Source organism: Anaerobacillus sp. QJM3NY_32 (genome assembly GCF_056173645.1).
In genome coordinates this window covers 3,208,139-3,227,301 of the sequence record NZ_CM149684.1, presented here as the reverse complement: position 1 = coordinate 3,227,301, position 19,163 = coordinate 3,208,139, and the positions used below count along the sequence as shown (strand labels likewise).

At 40.1% G+C, this 19,163-nt stretch carries 20 protein-coding genes and 1 pseudogene; 15 read left to right on the top strand and 6 right to left on the bottom strand.

What is annotated here, in order from left to right; translation table 11 throughout:
* The first annotated feature begins 68 nt into the window (after nt 1-68).
* On the top strand, nt 69-860 hold the full coding sequence (locus AC0VYH_RS16890; RefSeq protein ID WP_475372782.1) for a TIGR00266 family protein: 792 nt from the start codon (nt 69-71) through the stop codon (nt 858-860).
* A 62-nt stretch (nt 861-922) separates the two neighbouring features.
* On the opposite strand, the gene AC0VYH_RS16885 is transcribed toward AC0VYH_RS16890, so the two are convergent.
* A complete protein-coding gene (locus AC0VYH_RS16885; protein WP_475372781.1) occupies nt 923-2,053 on the bottom strand; it encodes a DEAD/DEAH box helicase in 1,131 nt (376 codons plus the stop codon).
* 297 nt (nt 2,054-2,350) lie between these two features.
* Here AC0VYH_RS16885 and AC0VYH_RS16880 point away from each other — a divergent pair, with 297 nt between their 5' ends.
* Nucleotides 2,351-2,599, top strand: a complete 249-nt coding sequence (locus AC0VYH_RS16880) for a hypothetical protein (protein ID WP_226614886.1) — start codon at nt 2,351-2,353, stop codon at nt 2,597-2,599.
* 377 nt (nt 2,600-2,976) lie between these two features.
* On the opposite strand, the gene AC0VYH_RS16875 is transcribed toward AC0VYH_RS16880, so the two are convergent.
* Nucleotides 2,977-3,432, bottom strand: coding sequence for a divergent PAP2 family protein (locus AC0VYH_RS16875; RefSeq protein WP_430241865.1), 456 nt, complete (start codon nt 3,430-3,432; stop codon nt 2,977-2,979).
* A 94-nt stretch (nt 3,433-3,526) separates the two neighbouring features.
* Between AC0VYH_RS16875 and AC0VYH_RS16870 the strand changes: the two genes are divergently transcribed.
* The 4 genes and pseudogenes from AC0VYH_RS16870 to AC0VYH_RS16855 all read left to right on the top strand — a co-directional run bounded on the left by AC0VYH_RS16870 (nt 3,527) and on the right by AC0VYH_RS16855 (nt 5,184).
* Nucleotides 3,527-3,715, top strand: coding sequence for a hypothetical protein (locus AC0VYH_RS16870; protein ID WP_430241866.1), 189 nt, complete (start codon nt 3,527-3,529; stop codon nt 3,713-3,715).
* A gap of 126 nt (nt 3,716-3,841) precedes the next feature.
* A pseudogene (locus AC0VYH_RS16865) lies at nt 3,842-4,378 on the top strand (peptidoglycan recognition protein family protein); the annotation flags it as partial.
* 21 nt (nt 4,379-4,399) lie between these two features.
* Nucleotides 4,400-4,855 (top strand): peptidoglycan-binding domain-containing protein, encoded by a 456-nt coding sequence (locus tag AC0VYH_RS16860; RefSeq protein WP_430241901.1) that lies wholly within the window; start codon nt 4,400-4,402, stop codon nt 4,853-4,855.
* Nucleotides 4,837-5,184 (top strand): SDR family NAD(P)-dependent oxidoreductase, encoded by a 348-nt coding sequence (locus tag AC0VYH_RS16855; protein WP_475372780.1) that lies wholly within the window; start codon nt 4,837-4,839, stop codon nt 5,182-5,184. The genes AC0VYH_RS16860 and AC0VYH_RS16855 overlap by 19 nt, the downstream gene beginning before the upstream one ends.
* A 35-nt stretch (nt 5,185-5,219) precedes the next feature.
* Here the strand turns inward: AC0VYH_RS16855 and AC0VYH_RS16850 are convergent, their stop codons facing one another.
* Both AC0VYH_RS16850 and AC0VYH_RS16845 read right to left on the bottom strand, forming a co-directional pair.
* Nucleotides 5,220-6,356 (bottom strand): CapA family protein, encoded by a 1,137-nt coding sequence (locus tag AC0VYH_RS16850; RefSeq protein ID WP_475372779.1) that lies wholly within the window; start codon nt 6,354-6,356, stop codon nt 5,220-5,222.
* A gap of 126 nt (nt 6,357-6,482) precedes the next feature.
* Entirely contained in the window at nt 6,483-7,031 is a 549-nt protein-coding gene (locus AC0VYH_RS16845) for a molybdenum cofactor guanylyltransferase (RefSeq protein ID WP_430241871.1), read from the bottom strand.
* A 176-nt stretch (nt 7,032-7,207) separates the two neighbouring features.
* Between AC0VYH_RS16845 and AC0VYH_RS16840 the strand changes: the two genes are divergently transcribed.
* From AC0VYH_RS16840 to proC, 5 genes are all read left to right on the top strand, one after another.
* Nucleotides 7,208-7,933, top strand: coding sequence for a Crp/Fnr family transcriptional regulator (locus AC0VYH_RS16840; protein WP_475372778.1), 726 nt, complete (start codon nt 7,208-7,210; stop codon nt 7,931-7,933).
* A gap of 226 nt (nt 7,934-8,159) precedes the next feature.
* Nucleotides 8,160-8,318 carry a cytochrome c oxidase subunit 2A gene (locus tag AC0VYH_RS16835; RefSeq protein WP_194219170.1) on the top strand — a complete coding sequence of 53 codons (159 nt, stop codon included), beginning with the start codon at nt 8,160-8,162 and terminating at the stop codon, nt 8,316-8,318.
* A 15-nt stretch (nt 8,319-8,333) separates the two neighbouring features.
* Nucleotides 8,334-8,807, top strand: coding sequence for a cytochrome c oxidase subunit II (locus tag AC0VYH_RS16830; protein WP_430241875.1), 474 nt, complete (start codon nt 8,334-8,336; stop codon nt 8,805-8,807).
* On the top strand, nt 8,804-10,447 hold the full coding sequence (locus AC0VYH_RS16825; RefSeq protein WP_475372777.1) for a b(o/a)3-type cytochrome-c oxidase subunit 1: 1,644 nt from the start codon (nt 8,804-8,806) through the stop codon (nt 10,445-10,447). Before AC0VYH_RS16830 ends, AC0VYH_RS16825 begins: the two co-directional genes overlap by 4 nt.
* A gap of 81 nt (nt 10,448-10,528) precedes the next feature.
* Entirely contained in the window at nt 10,529-11,323 is a 795-nt protein-coding gene (gene proC, locus AC0VYH_RS16820; protein WP_475372776.1) for a pyrroline-5-carboxylate reductase, read from the top strand.
* A 41-nt stretch (nt 11,324-11,364) separates the two neighbouring features.
* Here proC and AC0VYH_RS16815 read toward each other — a convergent pair whose 3' ends face one another.
* Nucleotides 11,365-12,867 carry a hypothetical protein gene (locus tag AC0VYH_RS16815; RefSeq protein WP_430241880.1) on the bottom strand — a complete coding sequence of 501 codons (1,503 nt, stop codon included), beginning with the start codon at nt 12,865-12,867 and terminating at the stop codon, nt 11,365-11,367.
* A 131-nt stretch (nt 12,868-12,998) separates the two neighbouring features.
* Here AC0VYH_RS16815 and AC0VYH_RS16810 point away from each other — a divergent pair, with 131 nt between their 5' ends.
* Entirely contained in the window at nt 12,999-14,816 is a 1,818-nt protein-coding gene (locus AC0VYH_RS16810) for a terpene cyclase/mutase family protein (RefSeq protein WP_475372775.1), read from the top strand.
* A 42-nt stretch (nt 14,817-14,858) separates the two neighbouring features.
* Here the strand turns inward: AC0VYH_RS16810 and speD are convergent, their stop codons facing one another.
* The gene (gene speD / locus AC0VYH_RS16805; protein ID WP_194219625.1) at nt 14,859-15,251 is read right to left on the bottom strand and encodes an adenosylmethionine decarboxylase; all 393 of its coding nucleotides are present in this window, start codon (nt 15,249-15,251) and stop codon (nt 14,859-14,861) included.
* Between the two features lie 176 nt (nt 15,252-15,427).
* Here speD and AC0VYH_RS16800 point away from each other — a divergent pair, with 176 nt between their 5' ends.
* The 3 genes from AC0VYH_RS16800 (at nt 15,428) to AC0VYH_RS16790 (ending at nt 19,034) form a co-directional block, all read left to right on the top strand.
* Nucleotides 15,428-16,798, top strand: a complete 1,371-nt coding sequence (locus AC0VYH_RS16800; RefSeq protein ID WP_430241882.1) for an aldehyde dehydrogenase — start codon at nt 15,428-15,430, stop codon at nt 16,796-16,798.
* Nucleotides 16,799-16,907: 109 nt separating this feature from the next.
* Nucleotides 16,908-17,864 (top strand): aminoimidazole riboside kinase, encoded by a 957-nt coding sequence (locus tag AC0VYH_RS16795; RefSeq protein ID WP_430241883.1) that lies wholly within the window; start codon nt 16,908-16,910, stop codon nt 17,862-17,864.
* Between the two features lie 117 nt (nt 17,865-17,981).
* On the top strand, nt 17,982-19,034 hold the full coding sequence (locus tag AC0VYH_RS16790) for a M20/M25/M40 family metallo-hydrolase (protein WP_475367507.1): 1,053 nt from the start codon (nt 17,982-17,984) through the stop codon (nt 19,032-19,034).
* Nucleotides 19,035-19,163 lie beyond the last annotated feature (129 nt).

Genomic DNA, 19,163 nt, shown 5'->3' with positions numbered 1-19,163 from the left:
AAGGAAGTCGAAACCTTTCATTATGTTAGAACGTATAGCTATCACAATGATAAAAGGGAGAGCTGTGAATGAACAACCACGAAATAGATTTTAAACTATATGGGGATGATATGCAGTTTGTAGAAGTTGAACTAGATCCAGGGGAAACTGTTATTGCTGAAGCAGGGAGCCTTATGATGATGGAAGATCATATTGAAATGGAGACTATTTTTGGCGATGGAAGTGGTCAACAAAGCGGGATAATGGGGAAATTATTTAGTGCAGGTAAGCGTGTTTTAACTGGCGAGAGTTTGTTTATGACGGCTTTTACAAATGAAGGAAAAGAGAAAAAGCATGTATCTTTTGCTTCACCTTATCCTGGGAAAATTATCCCCATGGATTTAAGTGAATGGGATAAGAAGATTATTTGTCAAAAGGATGCTTTTCTAGCTGCAGCAAAAGGCGTATCAGTAGGTATCGAGCTTCAGAAGAAATTAGGCACTGGTTTCTTTGGAGGAGAAGGGTTCATCATGCAGAAGCTAGAGGGAGATGGTATGGTTTTTGTCCATGCTGGAGGAACGATCCACAAAAAGGAGCTTCAAATTGGGGAAACGCTTCGTCTAGATACGGGTTGTTTAGTGGCGATGACTGGAGAGGTGGATTACAATATCGAGTTTGTTAAAGGAGTAAAGACAGCTTTATTTGGTGGAGAAGGGCTGTTTTTTGTAACGCTTAAAGGGCCTGGAACTGTATGGGTGCAGTCACTTCCGTTTAGTCGTCTTGCAAGCAGAGTATTTGCAGCTATGCCTCAAACGCCAGGTGGAAGTAAGGGCGAGGGAAGTATGGCAAGAGGTCTTTTCGATATGTTTAATGGGGATTAATAGAACCAAAAAGCTGCCTTTCATCAATAATTATCGATGAAAGGCAGCTTTTTGTATTTTACTTAATGACGCTTACGAGATTTAGTAGTAGATGGTCTTGGCACGTTCTTTCTAGTGAGTTCAAGATCTAGCTTTTGGGTGATTTTCTCAAGATACTTTTCTTCACCAGGGAGTAATAGCGTGACAACTGAACCCTCTTTCCCCATGCGTCCTGTCCGTCCTGAGCGATGCAGGTATGTTCTTGCATCTTCAGATAAATCATAGTGGAAAACATGAGTAATATTATCGATGTCTAGTCCTCTTGCAGCAAGGTCAGTTGTTAAAAGCAATTGGATTTGGTCATTACGGAAACGATTTAATACATTCTTTCTTTCCGTTTTATTTGTCGAACTATCTAATACATCGAATGAAATTTTCTTAGTTGCAAGAATGTCTTTCAATCGAGAGAGGTAGTTACTGTTGTTAACAAAGGCTAGCGCTTTTACACCGTCTTTACGAGCTAGCTTCCGCAGTAATTCTGGCTTCTCTCGTCGATTTGTCACATAGTAACTGTGGTCAATCGCTTTTTTGTCTTCTGCTGTAGCTTTGATGCTTAAGACGGATGGATTATCAGATAGTTTCTTTGCCTGCAAAAGCACTTTATCACTGAGCGTGGCAGAGAAGAAAAGGAGCTGACAATCTCTAAGCGCAGATTGACAAATATAGGAGACATCTTCAAAGGTAGACGGATGTAACACTTGATCGGCTTCATCAGCTACAAAGGTTCTTACTTCGTTCATTTTCAATTTCTTCATATCAATTAGCTCGGCAATTCTATTGGGTGTACCAACGATAAGCTGGGGGTGCTTCTTAAGCTTGTCTAACTGTCGTTTAATAGCAGCTCCCCCAATCATTGAAGCAGCTGTCATGTTACTGCCCTTTAGGAATTGTTGAGAAACTTCAAAAACCTGCATGGCGAGTTCTCGCGTAGGAGCAAGAATAATGGCCTGTGTATTTTTTTTATTTGGATCAAGCATTTGCATAATCGGTAAAAGGTAAGCAAGTGTTTTTCCAGTGCCGGTTGGAGCTTCAACTAGTAAGTCTTCTCCGTTCAAGATCCGAGGAATGGCTTGTTCTTGAACCATTGAGAAATTACTAAAGCCGGCAGCTTGCCAGTTTTCAGAAAGAAAAGGGTGTTGATCAAACATTGTCATATCGTTACTCCTTTATTTTCGTATACAGTTGGCCACAGGGGGCTTCTGTTAAATGTCGTATCAGTACTTTATGTCTTTAACACTTTCATGATTGGTGCGCTTTTGTAGTGTTTCATCTTATTTTAACATAGTAGCCGTTGTTCAATACTTTCTCTCTTTACCTAGCTCTTTGGTTTTACCACAATAAACACCAGGAAATAAATAATGACTAGTCCACTAATTCACTATTGATCAGGTTCCTTTCATGTTTTGTTGCTTATTTAGAGGGAATGATTAGGAGAGAAGGAGGTAATGAACGTGAACGGATATTTACTTAGAAAGATGTCAGTATACACATTACTAGCAGGTATTGTGGCCGCTATATTCATTGGTATTACCCTTGGAGAAAACTTACCAAATTATTCAACTATTGAAGAACCTTATCCAATGCGCTGGATTATCGCATTAGGTGCATTTGGTGTTAGTGGAATTATTTCATCCATCCTCTATACTGGAGGCGTGATTGCCGACATCATTGTTAGAAAAGATGAAGGCAACTCTCTATAAATTGATAAAGAGCGCATCGCTTAGATGCGCTCTTTCTACGTTTTATATAACGATCGTTATTTATTAACAGTAACTCCTTCATTGCCGCGGTAAACATACCATAGAGATCTGTTGATCTCTCAAACAACGAAAGCCCTACCTCTCTTCCATCCTTACGGCTCCGAAGCCGCGCCAGTGTGAGTGAGGAGGATCAACAGCAATTGTAGTATGGCCATTAACTTGATACAAGCCAATTAGAATCATGCTGTTCATACCTTTCCAGTTATGAATTTTAGTTCTCCTTATTTTAAAGGAGCTAGTTGTTAATATCGGGTTTTTGTTACCCCAACTACACATTATACACGCTTGAGAAGGATTGTCAACTTTTTATTTGTTAATTATTTCCTTGAGAAATAACCTATTAAGCCAAGGGCAATCCCTAGCAAAGCACCACCGGCCACTTCAGCAGGCTGATGACCTAGAAGTTCATTTAGTTCAACATCTCGTCTCGCGTGAAATAAATCAGGATAGTGCCCCGATAATAGTTCGATGTCTTCATCTAGGTCATTGACCAATCGAGCGATCTCGCCCGTATGTCGTCGAATGCCCTGTGCATCATACATGACGATCACTCCAAATACGACAGCTAGTGCTGTTTCGACAGAGCTTTTTCCTGTTTTTAATGCTGTGTAAGTAGCTAAAGCAGATACACCTGCAGAATGAGAACTTGGCATTCCTCCCGTTTGAAAGAAAGGGCGCCAATCCCAATTTCCCGATTTCGCTTTATGTGTTACTATTTTTAATCCTTGTGCTAGCATGATCGCTGATAAAGCTGTATTCATTCCCTGGTTCATTTCGTGTTCACCTCATCGTTATTCTGGCAAAAAAAGCACATGATTATGACGTCTATCGGAGAAATTATGTAAAAAGGCGAAAGGAGGACTTCATATGAACATAACGCGTAGAGAAGCAGAAATGATTCGAACAGCTCTATCACCGTTAATAGATGATAACAACAAAGAAACATATGCAGGGATATTAGAAAAATTGGTGCTCACTCCGACTCTTTATCAATTTAGTGATTGGGAAGGGTTTATGAATGATTGTCTAGTTGATAACGAAGAATCAATTAATTAGTCAGGGCTACTCAGCACCTGACTAATTTTATTTGATAAGACACAAAGAAGCGAGCCAGATAAGAATTGTTTACATATGATGGATATTAGAGAGGAGGGGGGAAGTAAAGAAAGGGAGAGTGAAATAATGGCAAGTAATTCAAAATATACAATTACTAGAGATTATATCGATAAAGGTAAGTCCAGACCAAAAGAAAAAAATGATGGAATTAGCTTTATAGTCGCTCATGATACAGGTAATCCAGGTTCAACGGCATACGTAAATCGAGCCTATTTTGCTAAAAATATTATCTCCGCGTCTGCTCATACGTTTATTGATGATTCGATTATTCTTGAAATCATTCCATTAACTGAAAAAGCATGGCATGTACGTTATGTAACGGAAAAGGACAATCTCCTTTATAACGGAGATGCGAATGATAAAGCGATCGGTGTGGAACTTTGTTGGGGAGGAGGTATATCCTTTATAGAGGCCTATGACCGCTATGTTTGGTACCATGCTTATTTATGTGATAAATATAAACTCGATCCTGAATCAGATATAGTTGCCCACTCAACACTTGATCCAACACGTAGAACAGATCCTGAGAATGCATTAAATCGCTATGGAATTACATGGTCGACTTTTATTGAAGATGTAACAGGCGTTTGGAAAAACTTTAAAGAAATAAGTAGCCCTGGGAAGGTGAAATCTACTACTAGCACACTTATTGTTAGTGCAGGTGATCGTGGGAAAGAAGTTGAGAGAATTCAAGACCTTCTCATTCGTGTAGGAATGGACCTGCGTGAATTTGGGGCGGACGGCATTTTTGGAAGAGAGACGCAGGAAGCAGTTGAGAAATTTCAGCGATTAACAGGTCTAGTGGAAGATGGGATTGTTGGTCCCAAAACACTTGCTGCTTTGAAGCGAGCTCCAAAAGGTGGATTCGCTATGAATGCTCCAGTAAGACCTTATCCTGGTCGATATGTGATGAATGGCGATCGTGGCAAAGATGTAGAGGCCGTTCAACGAGCGGTTAATGTGAACCCCGATGGTATCTTTGGACCCGCAACTGAAAAGGCTGTAAGAGCTTATCAGAAAAGAAAGGGATTATCAGTAGATGGGATTGTTGGTCCAGATACATGGAATATGCTTTTTTAAGTAGCGCATTGAGAACCTCCAACGCAGCTCTTCCAGCTTACAATGCAACAGAGGCAGGTATCGTCTCACTATCGAAATCATTGGCAAGTCGTTATGCGAAGCTGAAAATACGTGTGAACGTTATTTCGCCAGGACCAATTGATACCCCTCTTGCTTGGAAGTTATATGGCACAGAGGATGGGTTTCAGAAAGCCTATAAACAACATCCTAGAGGGTCATTTGGAACGCCTCTTGAAATCGTAAAAGTGGTTTACTTTCTATCAAGTGAGGACGCAAGTTATATTAATGGTCATAATCTTGTTGTTGATGGTGGGTATACCCTATCGTAGAAAAAAGCCCGTTATCGTTGATAACGGGCTTTTTTCTATGGTTTTGGAACCAGTAAATCAGGCATCCACTGCTTCATATGAAGATTCATTTCATTTAATAAATCAGGTTTTACTTCACTTAGCGGGTGGACTTTATACTCATTATCTACATAAGTCGGTGTAAATGCTGGGGAAGTGATTGAGAGCATAGAGTTTCCTCGGAAATTCTTTTTGACGAATTCAACCTCAAGAATGCCTCCGATATCTTTGTAATCCCCTTTTTGACCTGACCAAAAATTACCTAGTGAATAGGCAACCAATACATTGCGCTTGTCGTTTGTTTCAATCCATTCCAACGGCTGGAGAACGTGGGGGTGATGACCTAAAATCAGGTTTGCTCCCGCTTCAGCTACATAAGAACTGAGTTCTAGCTGGTTATTGTTTGGATAGCGTTCATATTCATTTCCAAAGTGTAAGCTTACAACTACCCCATCCGCTACCTTTTTGGCTTCTTGAATATCTTGAGTTATGAGTTGCTTATCAATGTAGTTCACAAGATAAGGTTTATTTCCAGGAGGGCGGAGGCCATTAGTTCCGTAAGTATAGGAGAGAAAAGCCAGCGTTATCCCATTATGTTCAATCGTTCTAATGATAGTGCGATCTTTTTTTGAAACATAACTTCCTGTATAAAGAACGCCGATTTTGTTCCAATGTTTAATCGCATTTTGGATGGCTTTTTCTCCTCGGTCTAAAGTATGGTTATTCGCCATCGATACAATATCTACTCCGGAATTTTTAAGTGCGTCCCCAACTTCTGTTGGACTATTAAAAGAAGGATAAGATGAAAGGCCGATTGATGTCCCGCCGATGACGGTTTCTTGATTGGCGATCGTAATATCAGCTTTCTTTAATTGGTTTTGAACATCTTCAAGCATTGGATTAAAGTTAAATCCATTGCCTACTACTGCCTTTTCATAAACTCGGTCGTGAATGAGTATATCTCCCACCGCCGAAAGCGTTAAGGAAGCATTCTGAATAGCTGTATTCTCCTCAGTTTGTTGAGAGATGTTCCGATAGGTCGTGAGCAGCTCAGACGGCTGCTGAGGTTCAGTTTCATTTTGTGTAGAAAGCACAACTATGAGACCAGCTACAATAAAGAAAAGTATTCCAACAATAACGGATGTTTTTTTCATTAAGTTCACCCATATCCATATGTATATTATTAATATGAAATTAGTTTGCATCACCGTTATATTATCACCTTTTGATGAGAAAAGCATGTTCCTATCAAAAGGATAGACATGGTGAATTCACCATGTCTATTGGGGCGTATGATGTGGTCGGATTTTATAGTTTGAATTAGAGCTCACTGAAACGGTGTGAATGTTTTCTAGAAAAGTAGACAGAGTGGTATTTTCTTGTTGAAGTAACTTCGTTAAGGTTGCTTTTGTACTTGTCCTATAGACGCCCTGTAGAGGTTTAAGTGTCCCATCTACCAATGGAATTGCGCCATCTGCATGATAACGCAATACGTTTTTAATTAGTTTACTTGTTATAGATGTTGAAATGGAAAGTGTGTCTACTTCAATAACCCATGCTATTTCTGTTCTAGCGAGAGATAGTCCGGCATGCAATCCTCCTATAGGTCCCCTATTTGGATAAAAGTCCGTAATGATGCGAATATTTGTTGGGACGTGTGGTAGTAACTCTCTAGGAGTATTTGTAACGATAATGACCTCATCTGCAATTTGACTCATTTTTTTGATCTGACATAAGATGATTGGCTCATTATGATGTAGTAGAAGGGATCTATGGTGACCGTTTACATAATCATTACGTCCTCCGGCTAAAATGATTCCTGTTAGCATGCTCATCACCTTCCAATTTTTTGTTACCTTAAATGTAATATGGTTGAGGAAAACTAGGCTGTAAACAATGTCACATTTTCAAGAGAAAAATGATTGAGGTGTGATGTATATCACACTTAGAATGGAGTGGAACTCTTATAATGATGCTAAGAGAAACATTATAGGAGGCGAAAATCATGAAAGTTACTTGTCCCATCTCCACTATGAATAAAGGCGGATACAATACACAGTCATTTTCAAAGGGTAATTTTATTAAATTAGCAGAATTAATGTATGAACAACAGGTTAAGCGTGGAGAAACGATTTATTGGGAAGGCAATGAATCGAATCATATATATTATTTGAAAAGCGGAGCAGTAAAACTTACGAAGAGTTCTGATGAGGGTAAAGATCTTGTACTCTATCATTTTCAAGCAGGAGATCTGTTCGGAGAATTCCATGATGATAGTCATGTGCAGAATAGCTTTAGTGCAGAAGCCATGACGGATTGTAGTCTAGGTATCATCCAGCAGAAAGATCTTGAAACAATTTTATGGCAAAATGGGGATCTTGCCATTGAGTTTATGAAATGGATGGGCTATATGCAGCGTTTTACCCAAACAAAATTACGCGATTTGATGTTCTTCGGAAAGCATGGAGCACTCGCTTCAACTTTGATTAGAATCGCCAATACTTATGGGTTTGAAGAAGGATCAAGTATTCGTATGACTACGAAGTTTACAAATGCGGAGCTTGCAGACTTGATTGGAGCAACTCGAGAAACGGTTAATCGAATGCTCAACCAGCTTAAGAAAGATGAGATTATAGCCTATGATGGGGGAGAAATCCTGATTGAAGATCTCGATAAATTGAAAGCCATATGTCATTGCGAAGGCTGTCCAAAAAACATATGCAGGTTATAAGGCGTGAGAGTTCAGGAGTTTTAATCCTGAACTCTTTTTTTGTCTTGATCGTGATGGCGTGCGGAGGTTGTGGAAGAGGATACTCGCCAAAATCGATAAATATTGGCTAAATTCAGATATATTAGCTAACTCGTGAATGTTCTCTTGTTTAGTGAGTTTAGTCACAGATTAGGAATGTGTATTCTCATACAATAAATCTATAGTGAAGTATAAAGGAGGATGAGTGATGGGGGCTCTTGAGGAGAAGAAAGAAACAGCCAGAAAAGTTGTAATAAATAAGGGAGGACCAAACCTGAAAGGGACGATGGTCGCAGTAATGTTACTTGGTGGCTTTATTCTATTATCCTGGTTTGGGGTTTACTGGCTATATATGGTTCGTCTTTAGAAAGGGGGAAAAGAGATGCACATGCACAAATTAGAAAGACTTTGGCTTATGATTGGAAGCGGGACACTTATTCTTTTTCTTTTAGTCATTGGTGTGAACGCTTTCGCAATGGGGCATACGCCACCGAGTGATAACGAAATTCTTGATCCAACAAAAGTAGATGTAACTGCGCCCTTTGATCAACCTGGTTTAAAGAAAATAGGTGAGAATGAATATGAAGCGGTTTTAGTTGCTCAAGCCTTCACCTTCCAATCAAATGATGAGCTGAAAATACCTGAAGGGGCTACCGTTCATTTTAAAGTTACTAGTAAAGACGTTGTTCATGGATTTCAAATCCCAAAGACGAATGTCAATATGATGATTACTCCTGGGCACGTGAATACCATTACACATACGTTTGATGAGGCAGGACAATTCCTGATTTTATGTAATGAATATTGCGGGGTAGGACATCAGGCAATGGGTGTACCTCTGGAGGTGACAAAATGAGTCATTCTATAGTAGATCGAAATGATGCAAAGCTCAGTATGGCTCATTTGTTAATTGCCTTTGTAGCTGTTCTATTAGGTGGTATTGCAGGATTACTACAAACGTTAGTAAGAAGTGGAACAATTCAGTTACCAGCAGGAATAGGATATTATCAGCTTTTAACTGCACACGGGATCTTACTCGCACTTATTTTTACAACTTATTTTATTATTGGGTTCTTTTATGCCGGCATGAGCAGAACAATGGGGAAGTTCTATGACCAACCATACCGTATGGCGTGGCTGGGATATATCATAATGACGATTGGAACGGTTCTTACAACTGTTATGGTTTTATTAAATGAGGGAACGGTTCTGTATACTTTCTATGCCCCGTTAAAAGCGTCTCCATGGTTTTATATTGGATTAACGTTGTTTATTATCGGAACATGGTTAGCGGGCGGTGCGATGTGTCATCAGTACTACATTTGGAAAAAAGTTTCTCATGAGAAGCTATCTCCATTATTTAGCTTTATGGCTGTGATGACGATGGTGCTGTGGTTTGTCGCTACGATTGGTGTTGCTGTTTCAGTTATCTTTCAGTTTATTCCCTGGTCATTCGGTTGGGTGGATGAAATTAATATTCTTCTAAGTCGTACGCTTTTCTGGTATTTTGGTCATCCACTCGTTTATTTTTGGTTATTACCTGCCTACGTCTGTTGGTACGTTATTATACCCGAAATTATAGGTGGTAAAATTTTCAGTGATTCTTTAGCACGTTTGTCTTTCGTCCTTTTCTTGCTATTTTCGATACCGGTAGGATTTCATCATCAGTTACTCGAATCTGGCATTTCTCCTTTTTGGAAATTTCTACAGGTTGTGTTAACGTTTATGGTTATTGTTCCTTCACTCATGACGGCCTTCTCACTATTCGCTTCTTTTGAAATCTCTGGTCGTCGCAAAGGGGCAAAGGGCCTCTTTGGATGGTTCAGAGTATTACCATGGAGAGATGCGCGGTTCTTTGCGCCCATGGTCGGAATGTTGATTTTCATTCCAGCTGGTGCTGGTGGGATCATTAATGCAAGTAACCAAATGAACCAGATTGTGCATAACACGCTTTGGGTAACTGGGCATTTCCACCTTACCGTTGCCTCAAGTGTGGCTCTTACTTTCTTTGGCATTGCTTACTGGCTAATTCCTCATCTTACTGGAAGAGTATTGACGGGGAAAATGCACAGCATTGCGAATTTGCAAACAATTTTGTGGGCGATTGGCATGTTTTTTATGTCAGGAGCCATGCATACAGTGGGTTTACTTGGTGCACCGAGGAGAACAGCTTATACGACTTATCGGGATAACCCTGATGCATTAGGGTGGATTCCATATGAAGTGACGATGGCCGTTGGTGGATCAATCCTGTTTCTTGCCATTTTGCTGTTAGTTTACATTATTGTGAACCTCACGTTTTTTGCACCAAAAGGAAAAGAAGATTTTCCGATTGGAGAAGTGGCAGAAGATGCAGAGAAAACGCCTGCTATTTTGGAAAACTGGCGACTATGGCTTAGCATTGCGACAATACTCATACTTGTGGCTTATACAGTACCAGTCGTTCATATGATTGAACATGCACCACCCGGGTCTCCTGGGTTTAAATTTTGGTAATCAAAGCGCCGGTTATAATCCGGCGTTTTTCTATTGTACATCAGTTTGGTATAGTTAAGTTGGAAAAGAGGAGGGGTATAATTGAAAAAGTCTAATATCTTGTTTATTGGTGCTGGGCGCATGGCTGAGGCTATTTTCTCAGGACTTAAACAGTCTGGAAATATGGGGACAATTACGGTAACGAATCAATCTGATCAGAAGAAATTGGATGATTTGAGAAAAACGTATGATGTTGAAACAGGAGTATGGCAGGATGTCATTTCCGAACATGATATTGTCATACTAGCAATGCCCCCAGCAGCACATCCAGCTGTTCTTAAAGAGCTAGCTGATCGAGTAACAAATCAATTTATCATTACAGTTGCTGCAGGCATAGGTCCTTCTATTTTAGAAGCATCACTTCCAGGACGTCCAACAGCCTGGATCATGCCGAATACAGCGGCTGATATCGGTGAGTCAATTTCATTATTCACGTGTGGAAATCACGTTACAGAGGATCATCGTGAAGCACTTCAGGTCATTCTGGATGCTATCGGAGAGTCTGAAGAGTTGTCTGAGAAGCAAATTCATGATCTTACTGCAATTACGGGAAGTGCTCCAGCATTTGTTTATCACTTAGCAGAGTCACTTGAAAAAACGGCTGCGTCTTATGGATTAACTGCTGATGTAGCGAGGAAGCTTGTTGTGCATATGATCTATGGATCTGCTTCAATGCTTAAAGATGGGCGAGACGCAGGAGAATTGCGTGATCAAGTGACAACACCAGGTGGGGCTACTGCTGCAGGACTAGATGTTCTGAGGAAGGGAGATTTCAGTCAGCTTCTGCATGAGGCGATTCTCGCTGTAAACGACAAAGCGGCTGAACAGGCGAAATAAAAAGAGGATGCCCATTAAAGCGGGCATCCTCTTTTTGATTATTATAAAATATAAGGTCCTAACAAGAAAATGAGTATTCCAAGATTTAATCCTAGCTGATAAGAAGTACGCTGAAGAATGGTCCATTCTTGGTCCTGTCCTATTCGACTGATGATGAAAGAGACAAGGAAGATAATCACTGGCCAGACGTATGGAGCTCCTTCAAACGTAAGATAGGTAGGGGCAAGGTTTTGAAAGGGGCCGTCAAGAATCGAAGGTAAGAAAATCATCTGGGACCCAACGCAAAGGAGGACAATTGTCCATTCTACCCAGCTCTTATCCTGCTCAACTGCAGTTGTATTTGCAAAATATAAGTACATTAAAGCAACTGCCGGTAGAATCAGAAAACCAAAGGAAAAAGCTAGCATTGCGAACATACCTACAATTGCTGTGAATGTATAATAAAGAGCGAATTTCAGATCATCTTTTGACGTTTCATTACTGCTCTCAATTACGGTTGAATCAGTAGATGCCCCATGTAAAACCAGGCCATTGTCTTCTTGGTCCATCCAAACTAGCGATTGATCTGTAATCGAAACAGGTCGTATCGAAAGTTCCTCACTTGTACTTCTTCTAGAAGCCACCCATTCTCCATCCTGGCGAGATGCTTCATAAATACTTATAACAGAACGTTTCGGAGATATTTCGCCGTCTGCACTAAACAACAGATGAGGTTTTCCATCTACTTTAGTTAAAGAGAAATAGTTAGGCCTTGGGAAGCTATCTCCTGTTTCAACATTAGTGATTTTCAAGAGGTTAACTTTAGCCTCTTCTCCACTAATACTTTCGCCGAAGTAAGTGTTAATCACTCTTGTTCCCTGTCTTGTTGCACTAACTGTATATGTAAACGTCAAGGTTTCATCTACCTGGATCATCTGGAGATTGCTGTATAATTCTCCTGACGAGAGAGGGGTTTCGTGAATAATAACTGGTTCTTTGCCCGGGTCAAATGTTAGAAATTGATTTGTATCTTCTGATTGAACATAAAGAAATAACTGTCCATTTTCTGCAAAGGTTCCACCTTTTATGTATTGAGGTAACTTCGTTTCTGAATCAATTGTTCCTTCTGGAGAAATGGCGTAAACCGTGTGGCGTGACCAGGCTATAACCCCATCATTTGATGCATTTATACCTTCAATCTTATTCAGGATGGATTGCTCTTCTCCATTTCGAGCATAGATAATTTCATCCTTTTTTTTGTAAATGGCTTGTTTATCATCAACATAGAAAGAGTACCCTTCAGGAATAGCATACTCGAGATTTTCTGAGGATGTTTCAAGCTGTTCGTTTACGACGACTTTTCGCACAGGATCGCCGCTGAAATATAGCGTACTTACTTCTTCTTCATGTTCCACAAACATTTCACTATCCTCAGCTGCTACGTCTAAAGCAATTGTTCTACTCCATTCTTCGTCGGGTTTTTCTTGAAGAATTGACAGCTGATGGAGAAAAATTAATAACAAAATAACGAGGCCAGTTAGTATGGGAAGCCCAAATTTTTTCATTCAATCACTCCTTATTCCTTACATACGTTTGAATTTTACACAAGTTTCAAAAAATTTACAATAGGTTTTAGTTTGAATCGCCAAAAGATTTCGTGAATACAATACGGTAGCTAAATTCAGGGGGTACCGTTATGGATATGAAGAGGGTGAATGAGAGAATAGATGAGTTAGTAAAAGAAGCAGTAAGTCACCAGGAGAAGAATGGCTCATTTCATTACTGTTTTGAGAATAGTCTTCTAACTGATGCAGTTATGATTGTGCTCATAAGAACACTTGGGTTGAAAGAAGAAACATTAGTGGATCAGCTTGTCCATCGTTTGCTGATGAATCAGTCAAGGGGCGGGTATTGGAAGCTATTTGAAGATGATGAAGGGAATCTTTCGGCTACAATTCAGGCGTATCATAGCCTCCTTTATTCGGGGAAAATAAAGCGGGAGCATCCTCAGATGAAGAAAGCTGAGTTGTATATCCGAAAGTGGGGAGGGATAGAGAGAACGGATTCAATGACTAAAGTTTTTCTAGCATTAAATGGTCATCTGGAATGGCCACAGCTTTTCCATTTTCCGATGTTATTTATGCTTATTCCTGGTTCCTTCCCGGTTTCTTTCTTTGATTTAAGCTCATATGCCCGCCTCCATTTTGCGCCAATCATCTTATGTCAGGATCTACGCTATTCGATTAAGACGAGCTGGACACCTGATCTCGCTCATTTATTAAATGAAGAACGCGTTTTTTCAGACGCTATCAAATCATTATGGGATTCCATAGTTCAATTTCCAGATAATCAGTTGTTCAAAGCAAGAAAGAGAGCTGAACAATATATGTTACAGCGAATTGAAAGTGATGGAACGTTATTAAATTATGCTACTGCCACATTTTTCATGATTTATGCCATGCTCGCCCTTGGTTATGAAAAACAGTCTCCGGTTATTCTACGTGCTATAGATGGTTTGAAGGGGATGTTGTGTTTGTCAGAGAATCATATTCAAAACTCTCCCTCTACGATTTGGGATACTGCTCTAATAACGCATACGCTCCAAGAAGCAGGACTTTCAAGTGTTGATCCTATCATTATGAAGGCAAGTAAATATTTAGGAAGAAATCAACAAACAAAGTTTGGAGACTGGGCGATGGCAAAACAGAATATTATACCTGGGGGATGGGGATTTAGTGAAGGAAACAGTATTCATCCAGATGTAGATGATACGACAGCTGCCCTAAGAGCAATGAAACATGCTTCTTCCTCAAACAGCTGGCAGCGAGGAGTGAACTGGATACTTGCGATGCAAAATAAGGATGGGGGATGGCCCGCATTTGAAACAGACCGTAAAGCTCTTCTATTGAAAGATCTACTGATCGATGGAGCGCAATCTTCTTTTCCTGATGATTCGTCAGCCGATCTTACCGGAAGAACTGTCGAATTTCTATGTAACTTCGCTGGGTTACAACATAATCATCCATCAGTAGTAAGAGGAGTAAAGTGGCTTGTTAGCAACCAGGAGAGTGATGGTTCATGGTGCGGAAGGTGGGGGATTTGCTATGTTTACGGTACATGGGCAGCTGTAACTGGACTGAAGGCAGCGGGGTATAGTGCGTCTTTTCCTGCAATCAGTAAGGGTTTAGAATTTCTTAAAAAGATTCAGCAGGAAGATGGTGGATGGGGAGAATCATGTAAAAGTGATGAACAAAAAAAGTATATTTCTCTTAGCTATAGTACACCTTCCCAAACCGCTTGGGCAGTTGATGCTTTAACAATTTGTGGAGATAAATGTGATGCACTTCATAAAGGAGTAGAGTATCTTACGAAAGGCGCTTTTGAAAATAAAGAACTCACTTATCCAACAGGAGCAGGATTACCAGGTGGCTTTTACGTTCACTATCACAGTTATAAAATGATCTGGCCGCTCCTTGCCCTTGCCCATTACAGACAATTGTTGAATCAGGAGTGAAAGAAAGAGCGGATGCACGATATGCATCCGCTCTTGATCGTTCTACTTTGCTTCGACGCCGCTTTTTTCAACTTCATTCACAGTGATTTCTCCAGTTCCACGAGGAATTTTTACTGTGTGTATCTTCTTCGCTTCAAGTGCTCTTGCAATAGCATTGGTTGCGTCTGAAGGGTCAATTTTGTCCCCGCAAGTATAGACATCTACTGAAGCATATCCGTGTTCAGGAAAACTATGAATGGTAAGGTGGGATTCAGCAATAATAACGGCGCCACTAATTCCCTGGGGCTCGAACGGGTGGAAGACTACGTCTCTAATTTCGGCTCCAGCTTCAAGTGCTGCACTAGCAAAGGTTTCTTCTATATAGACTAAATCGTTTAATTTCTCTTTGTTACAGTTCCACATTTCAGCGATAATATGGTGACCTAATGTTTCGATGGTAATAGCCTCCTTATTGGTTGCATCCTATAGTTTTGATTTTAGTAAATCGTTTTATACAGTTTTCTCCCCTATGAATGAGATATTTAAACATTAGGAGTGTCTTGATTTGACACCTTATGTTCAAAAGTTTAAACTTAAGAACAATAAAGAGACTTGCCTGAGGAGATGATACGATGGAAGTGATAGAAGAAATAGTAAGAACACAAAGAGAGTATTATTATAATGGAGAAACGAAATCGTATGCTTTCAGAAAACAAAAGCTAGAGACATTAAGAAAAGTCATTAAAGAATATGAACCTGAAGTATTAAAAGCACTTAAGGAAGATCTTCATAAATCAGAGTGGGAAGCTTATACAACTGAAATTGGTTTTCTGCTTGAAGAAATAAAGTTTACGCTAAAGCATTTAAAGGAGTGGATGAGCCCTGAGAGAGCGAAGTCGCCTGTCACTCATCTTGGTTCTAAAAGTTATGTTCATCGAGAGCCATATGGCGTTACATTAATTATTGCTCCTTGGAATTATCCATTCCAGCTGCAGATTGCCCCTCTTGTTGGTGCCATTGCAGCGGGGAACTGTGCCGTTTTAAAGCCATCGGAACTAACACCCGCAGTGTCTGCTGTGATTGCCAAAATGATTCGAGAAGTCTTTCCGCGAAAGTATATTGCTGTCGTTGAAGGTGGCGTAGATACGAGTACGGAGTTATTAAAGCAATCGTTTGATCATATTTTCTTCACAGGAAGTGTTCCTGTCGGAAAAATTGTGATGGAAGCTGCGGCTAAACAACTTATACCGGTAACGCTTGAACTTGGCGGAAAGAGTCCGGCCATAGTAAATAAAGATGCTAATTTAAACTTAGCTGCTAAACGAATCATGTGGGGTAAATTCACAAATGCTGGACAAACGTGTATCGCTCCAGACTATTTATACGTTCATCGTGATGTAAAGAAAGCATTGTTAGAACAAATGGCTCAAGTCCTGGTTGAATTCTACGGAGAAGATCCATTGTCTGATCAGAAATACGGTCACATCGTAAGTGATCGTCATTTCCAAAGATTAAAAGAATTCCTAAATGATGGTGACGTATTAATAGGTGGGCAACATAAAGAAAAGGAACGTGTCATTGCCCCAACAATTATGGATAATGTGTCTTGGGAAGATCCTGTCATGCAAGAAGAAATCTTTGGTCCGATCCTTCCTGTTCTTGAATTCACAGATATTCATACTGTGATTGATGATGTACGCAGACGCCCAAAGCCACTTGCTCTTTATTTTTTCTCAGAATCTGAAAAAATGCAAGATTTGATCACTTCTTCTATTTCTTTTGGAGGCGGATGTATGAACGACACGTTAATGCATATCGTCTCACCTTATCTACCATTTGGTGGTGTTGGTTCAAGCGGTACTGGAAGCTATCATGGTCAAGCGAGCTTTGAAGCATTTTCTCATCAGAAAAGCATTGTGAAACAAACAACGAAATTCGATTTTGCATTTCGTTATCCCTCTGCTAAAAACGGGCTAAAAATGATAAAAAGGATCATGGGATAACAAGGTTTTTTCTTTAGTGATCTACCGTGTCGTGATATGATTACGAAAAGCAGTACTCGAATGATTCTGAGCACTGCTCTATTCTCGATTAACTTAGGGGGAAGTAGATATGAGTAAAGGTGTTATTAGTCTTGGTGAAGCATTAATTGACTTTATTCCTCTGGACAAGGACAATCTCACGTATCAAAAAAGTCCTGGTGGTGCTCCTGCAAACGTATCCGTTGGACTTGCACGTCTCGGTGTTAACTCCACGTTTCTAGGGAAAGTTGGGGATGATGTCCTCGGACGATTTCTCCAAGAAACGCTAAAAAATTATGGTGTTGATGTATCAACGATGATCCTAACTGAGTCAGCCCGAACCGGAGTTGTCTTTGTTACAAATGCAGAAAACGGAGAGCGTAGTTTTGACTTTTACATAAACCCAAGTGCCGATCGCTTTTTGCATGCAGAAGAAATAAGTGACGATTTATTCGAGCGTCACCGTATCCTTCATTTTGGATCAATTTCAATGATTAGTGAACCTTCTAGAAGTGCAACTAAGGTAGCGGTTGAAAAAGCAAAAGAAAATGGATTAATCATTTCTTATGATCCGAACTTACGACTAGGCCTATGGGAAAGTGAAGAAAGAGCTAAAGAAACGATCGTTTCAATGTTATCAGAGGCAGATATACTAAAACTTTCTGAAGAAGAGCTCACATTCATTACAGGTGAAGAAGCGATCGAAGATGGAATTAAGAAGCTCGCTCATTATCGTATTCCAGTGATCTTTATTACTATGGGTGGTGAAGGTAGTCTCGTTTTCACACCAGACTACTCACTTAGAGTACCTGCTATGAAAGTTAAAGCCGTTGATACAACAGGCGCAGGAGATGCATTTGTTTCTGGCATTTTACACGGCTTCAATGAATATGAAGGCTCTCTTAGTGATCTATCGCGTGAAGAGCTTGAACGTATGACGCAATTTGCTAGCGTGTCTGGTGCTTTAGCAGCTGCAACGAAGGGTGCAATGACCGCTCTTCCAACGAAAACAGAAGTGGAAGAAATATTATTAAAAGAGTCGAAATAATGAAGCACCCCCGCTAATGTGCGGGGTGTTTTTGTGTACAAGATCGCCATTGCACAAAACTAGAATGAAGTCTTGCTGTAAGATACAATGAAAAAGGAACTTATAAACTATTCGGAGGTGCATCGTATGAACCGTGATTTTTTATTAGAATTGTTATCAACCGCTTCTCCATCAGGAGCTGAAATGGAAATCCAGCATAAATGGATGGACTATGTAAGAGAGTTTGCAGATGACATTAAAACGGATAACGCAGGTAATGCGATCGGAATTCTTAATCCAGAAGCAGAATTTAAAGTGCTTCTTGCAGGACACTGTGACGAAATTGGATTTATGGTGAAGCAAATTGATCAAAATGGATTTATTCGCGTAGAGAAATTAGGTGGAATTAGTCATAAGCCTGCTATTGGCATGAAAGTAACAATTCTAGGCACACATGGAAAGTTAACAGGTGTATTTGGTGTCAATGCAGAACATCACGGAGGGGCGAAAGAGTTTCATTTCGAAGACCTCTATATTGACTGTGGTGCAGCTACAAAAGAAGAAATCGAGAAGTACGTCCAAATTGGGGACCTCGCAGTCTATAAACGAGAAGTTGAGCACCTCTTAAATGACCGAATTAGTGGAAGAGGATTAGACAACCGGACTGGTTCATTTATCGTAGCAGAAGTTCTTCGTGAAGTAGCCAAGCGTAACCCTAAAGTAGGTGTTTATGCTGTTAGTACAGTGAATGAAGAAACAAACATGGGTGGTGCTTATTTCGCTGGTGCAGGAATTCAACCAACAATGGCCATTGCTTGTGATGTTACATTTTCTTCAGACTATCCTGGAATTGATGCAAGAAAGCACACAGAGGTTGATCTTGGAGGTGGACCTGTTCTTGCGAAAGGCGCTCCAATCAATATAAAAATCAATCAGCTCCTTGAAAAGGCTGCTAAAAAGCTTGATTTGAAACTTCAGTATGAGTTAACACCAAGAATGACAGGGACGGATGCAGATAAGCTTCGTTTAACAGGATACGGTGTTCCTGTATCACTTGTGTCCCTTCCGCTTCGCTATATGCATGCACCGGTAGAAACAGTAAGTTTAAAAGATATGCAGGAAGAAATTGATTTGCTCGTGGAAATGATAGCGGATTTAACAGGCGAAGAAAGTGTGAATCCACTAACTTAAATAATAATATTGACAAAATTGTGACAATAGTGCTAAGATGACAGAGTGAAAAATAACGGTAAAGGAGAGTGTGTGTGATGAGACATATTTTGAAAGATATCCAACAACTAACTTCATGTACTCATAGAC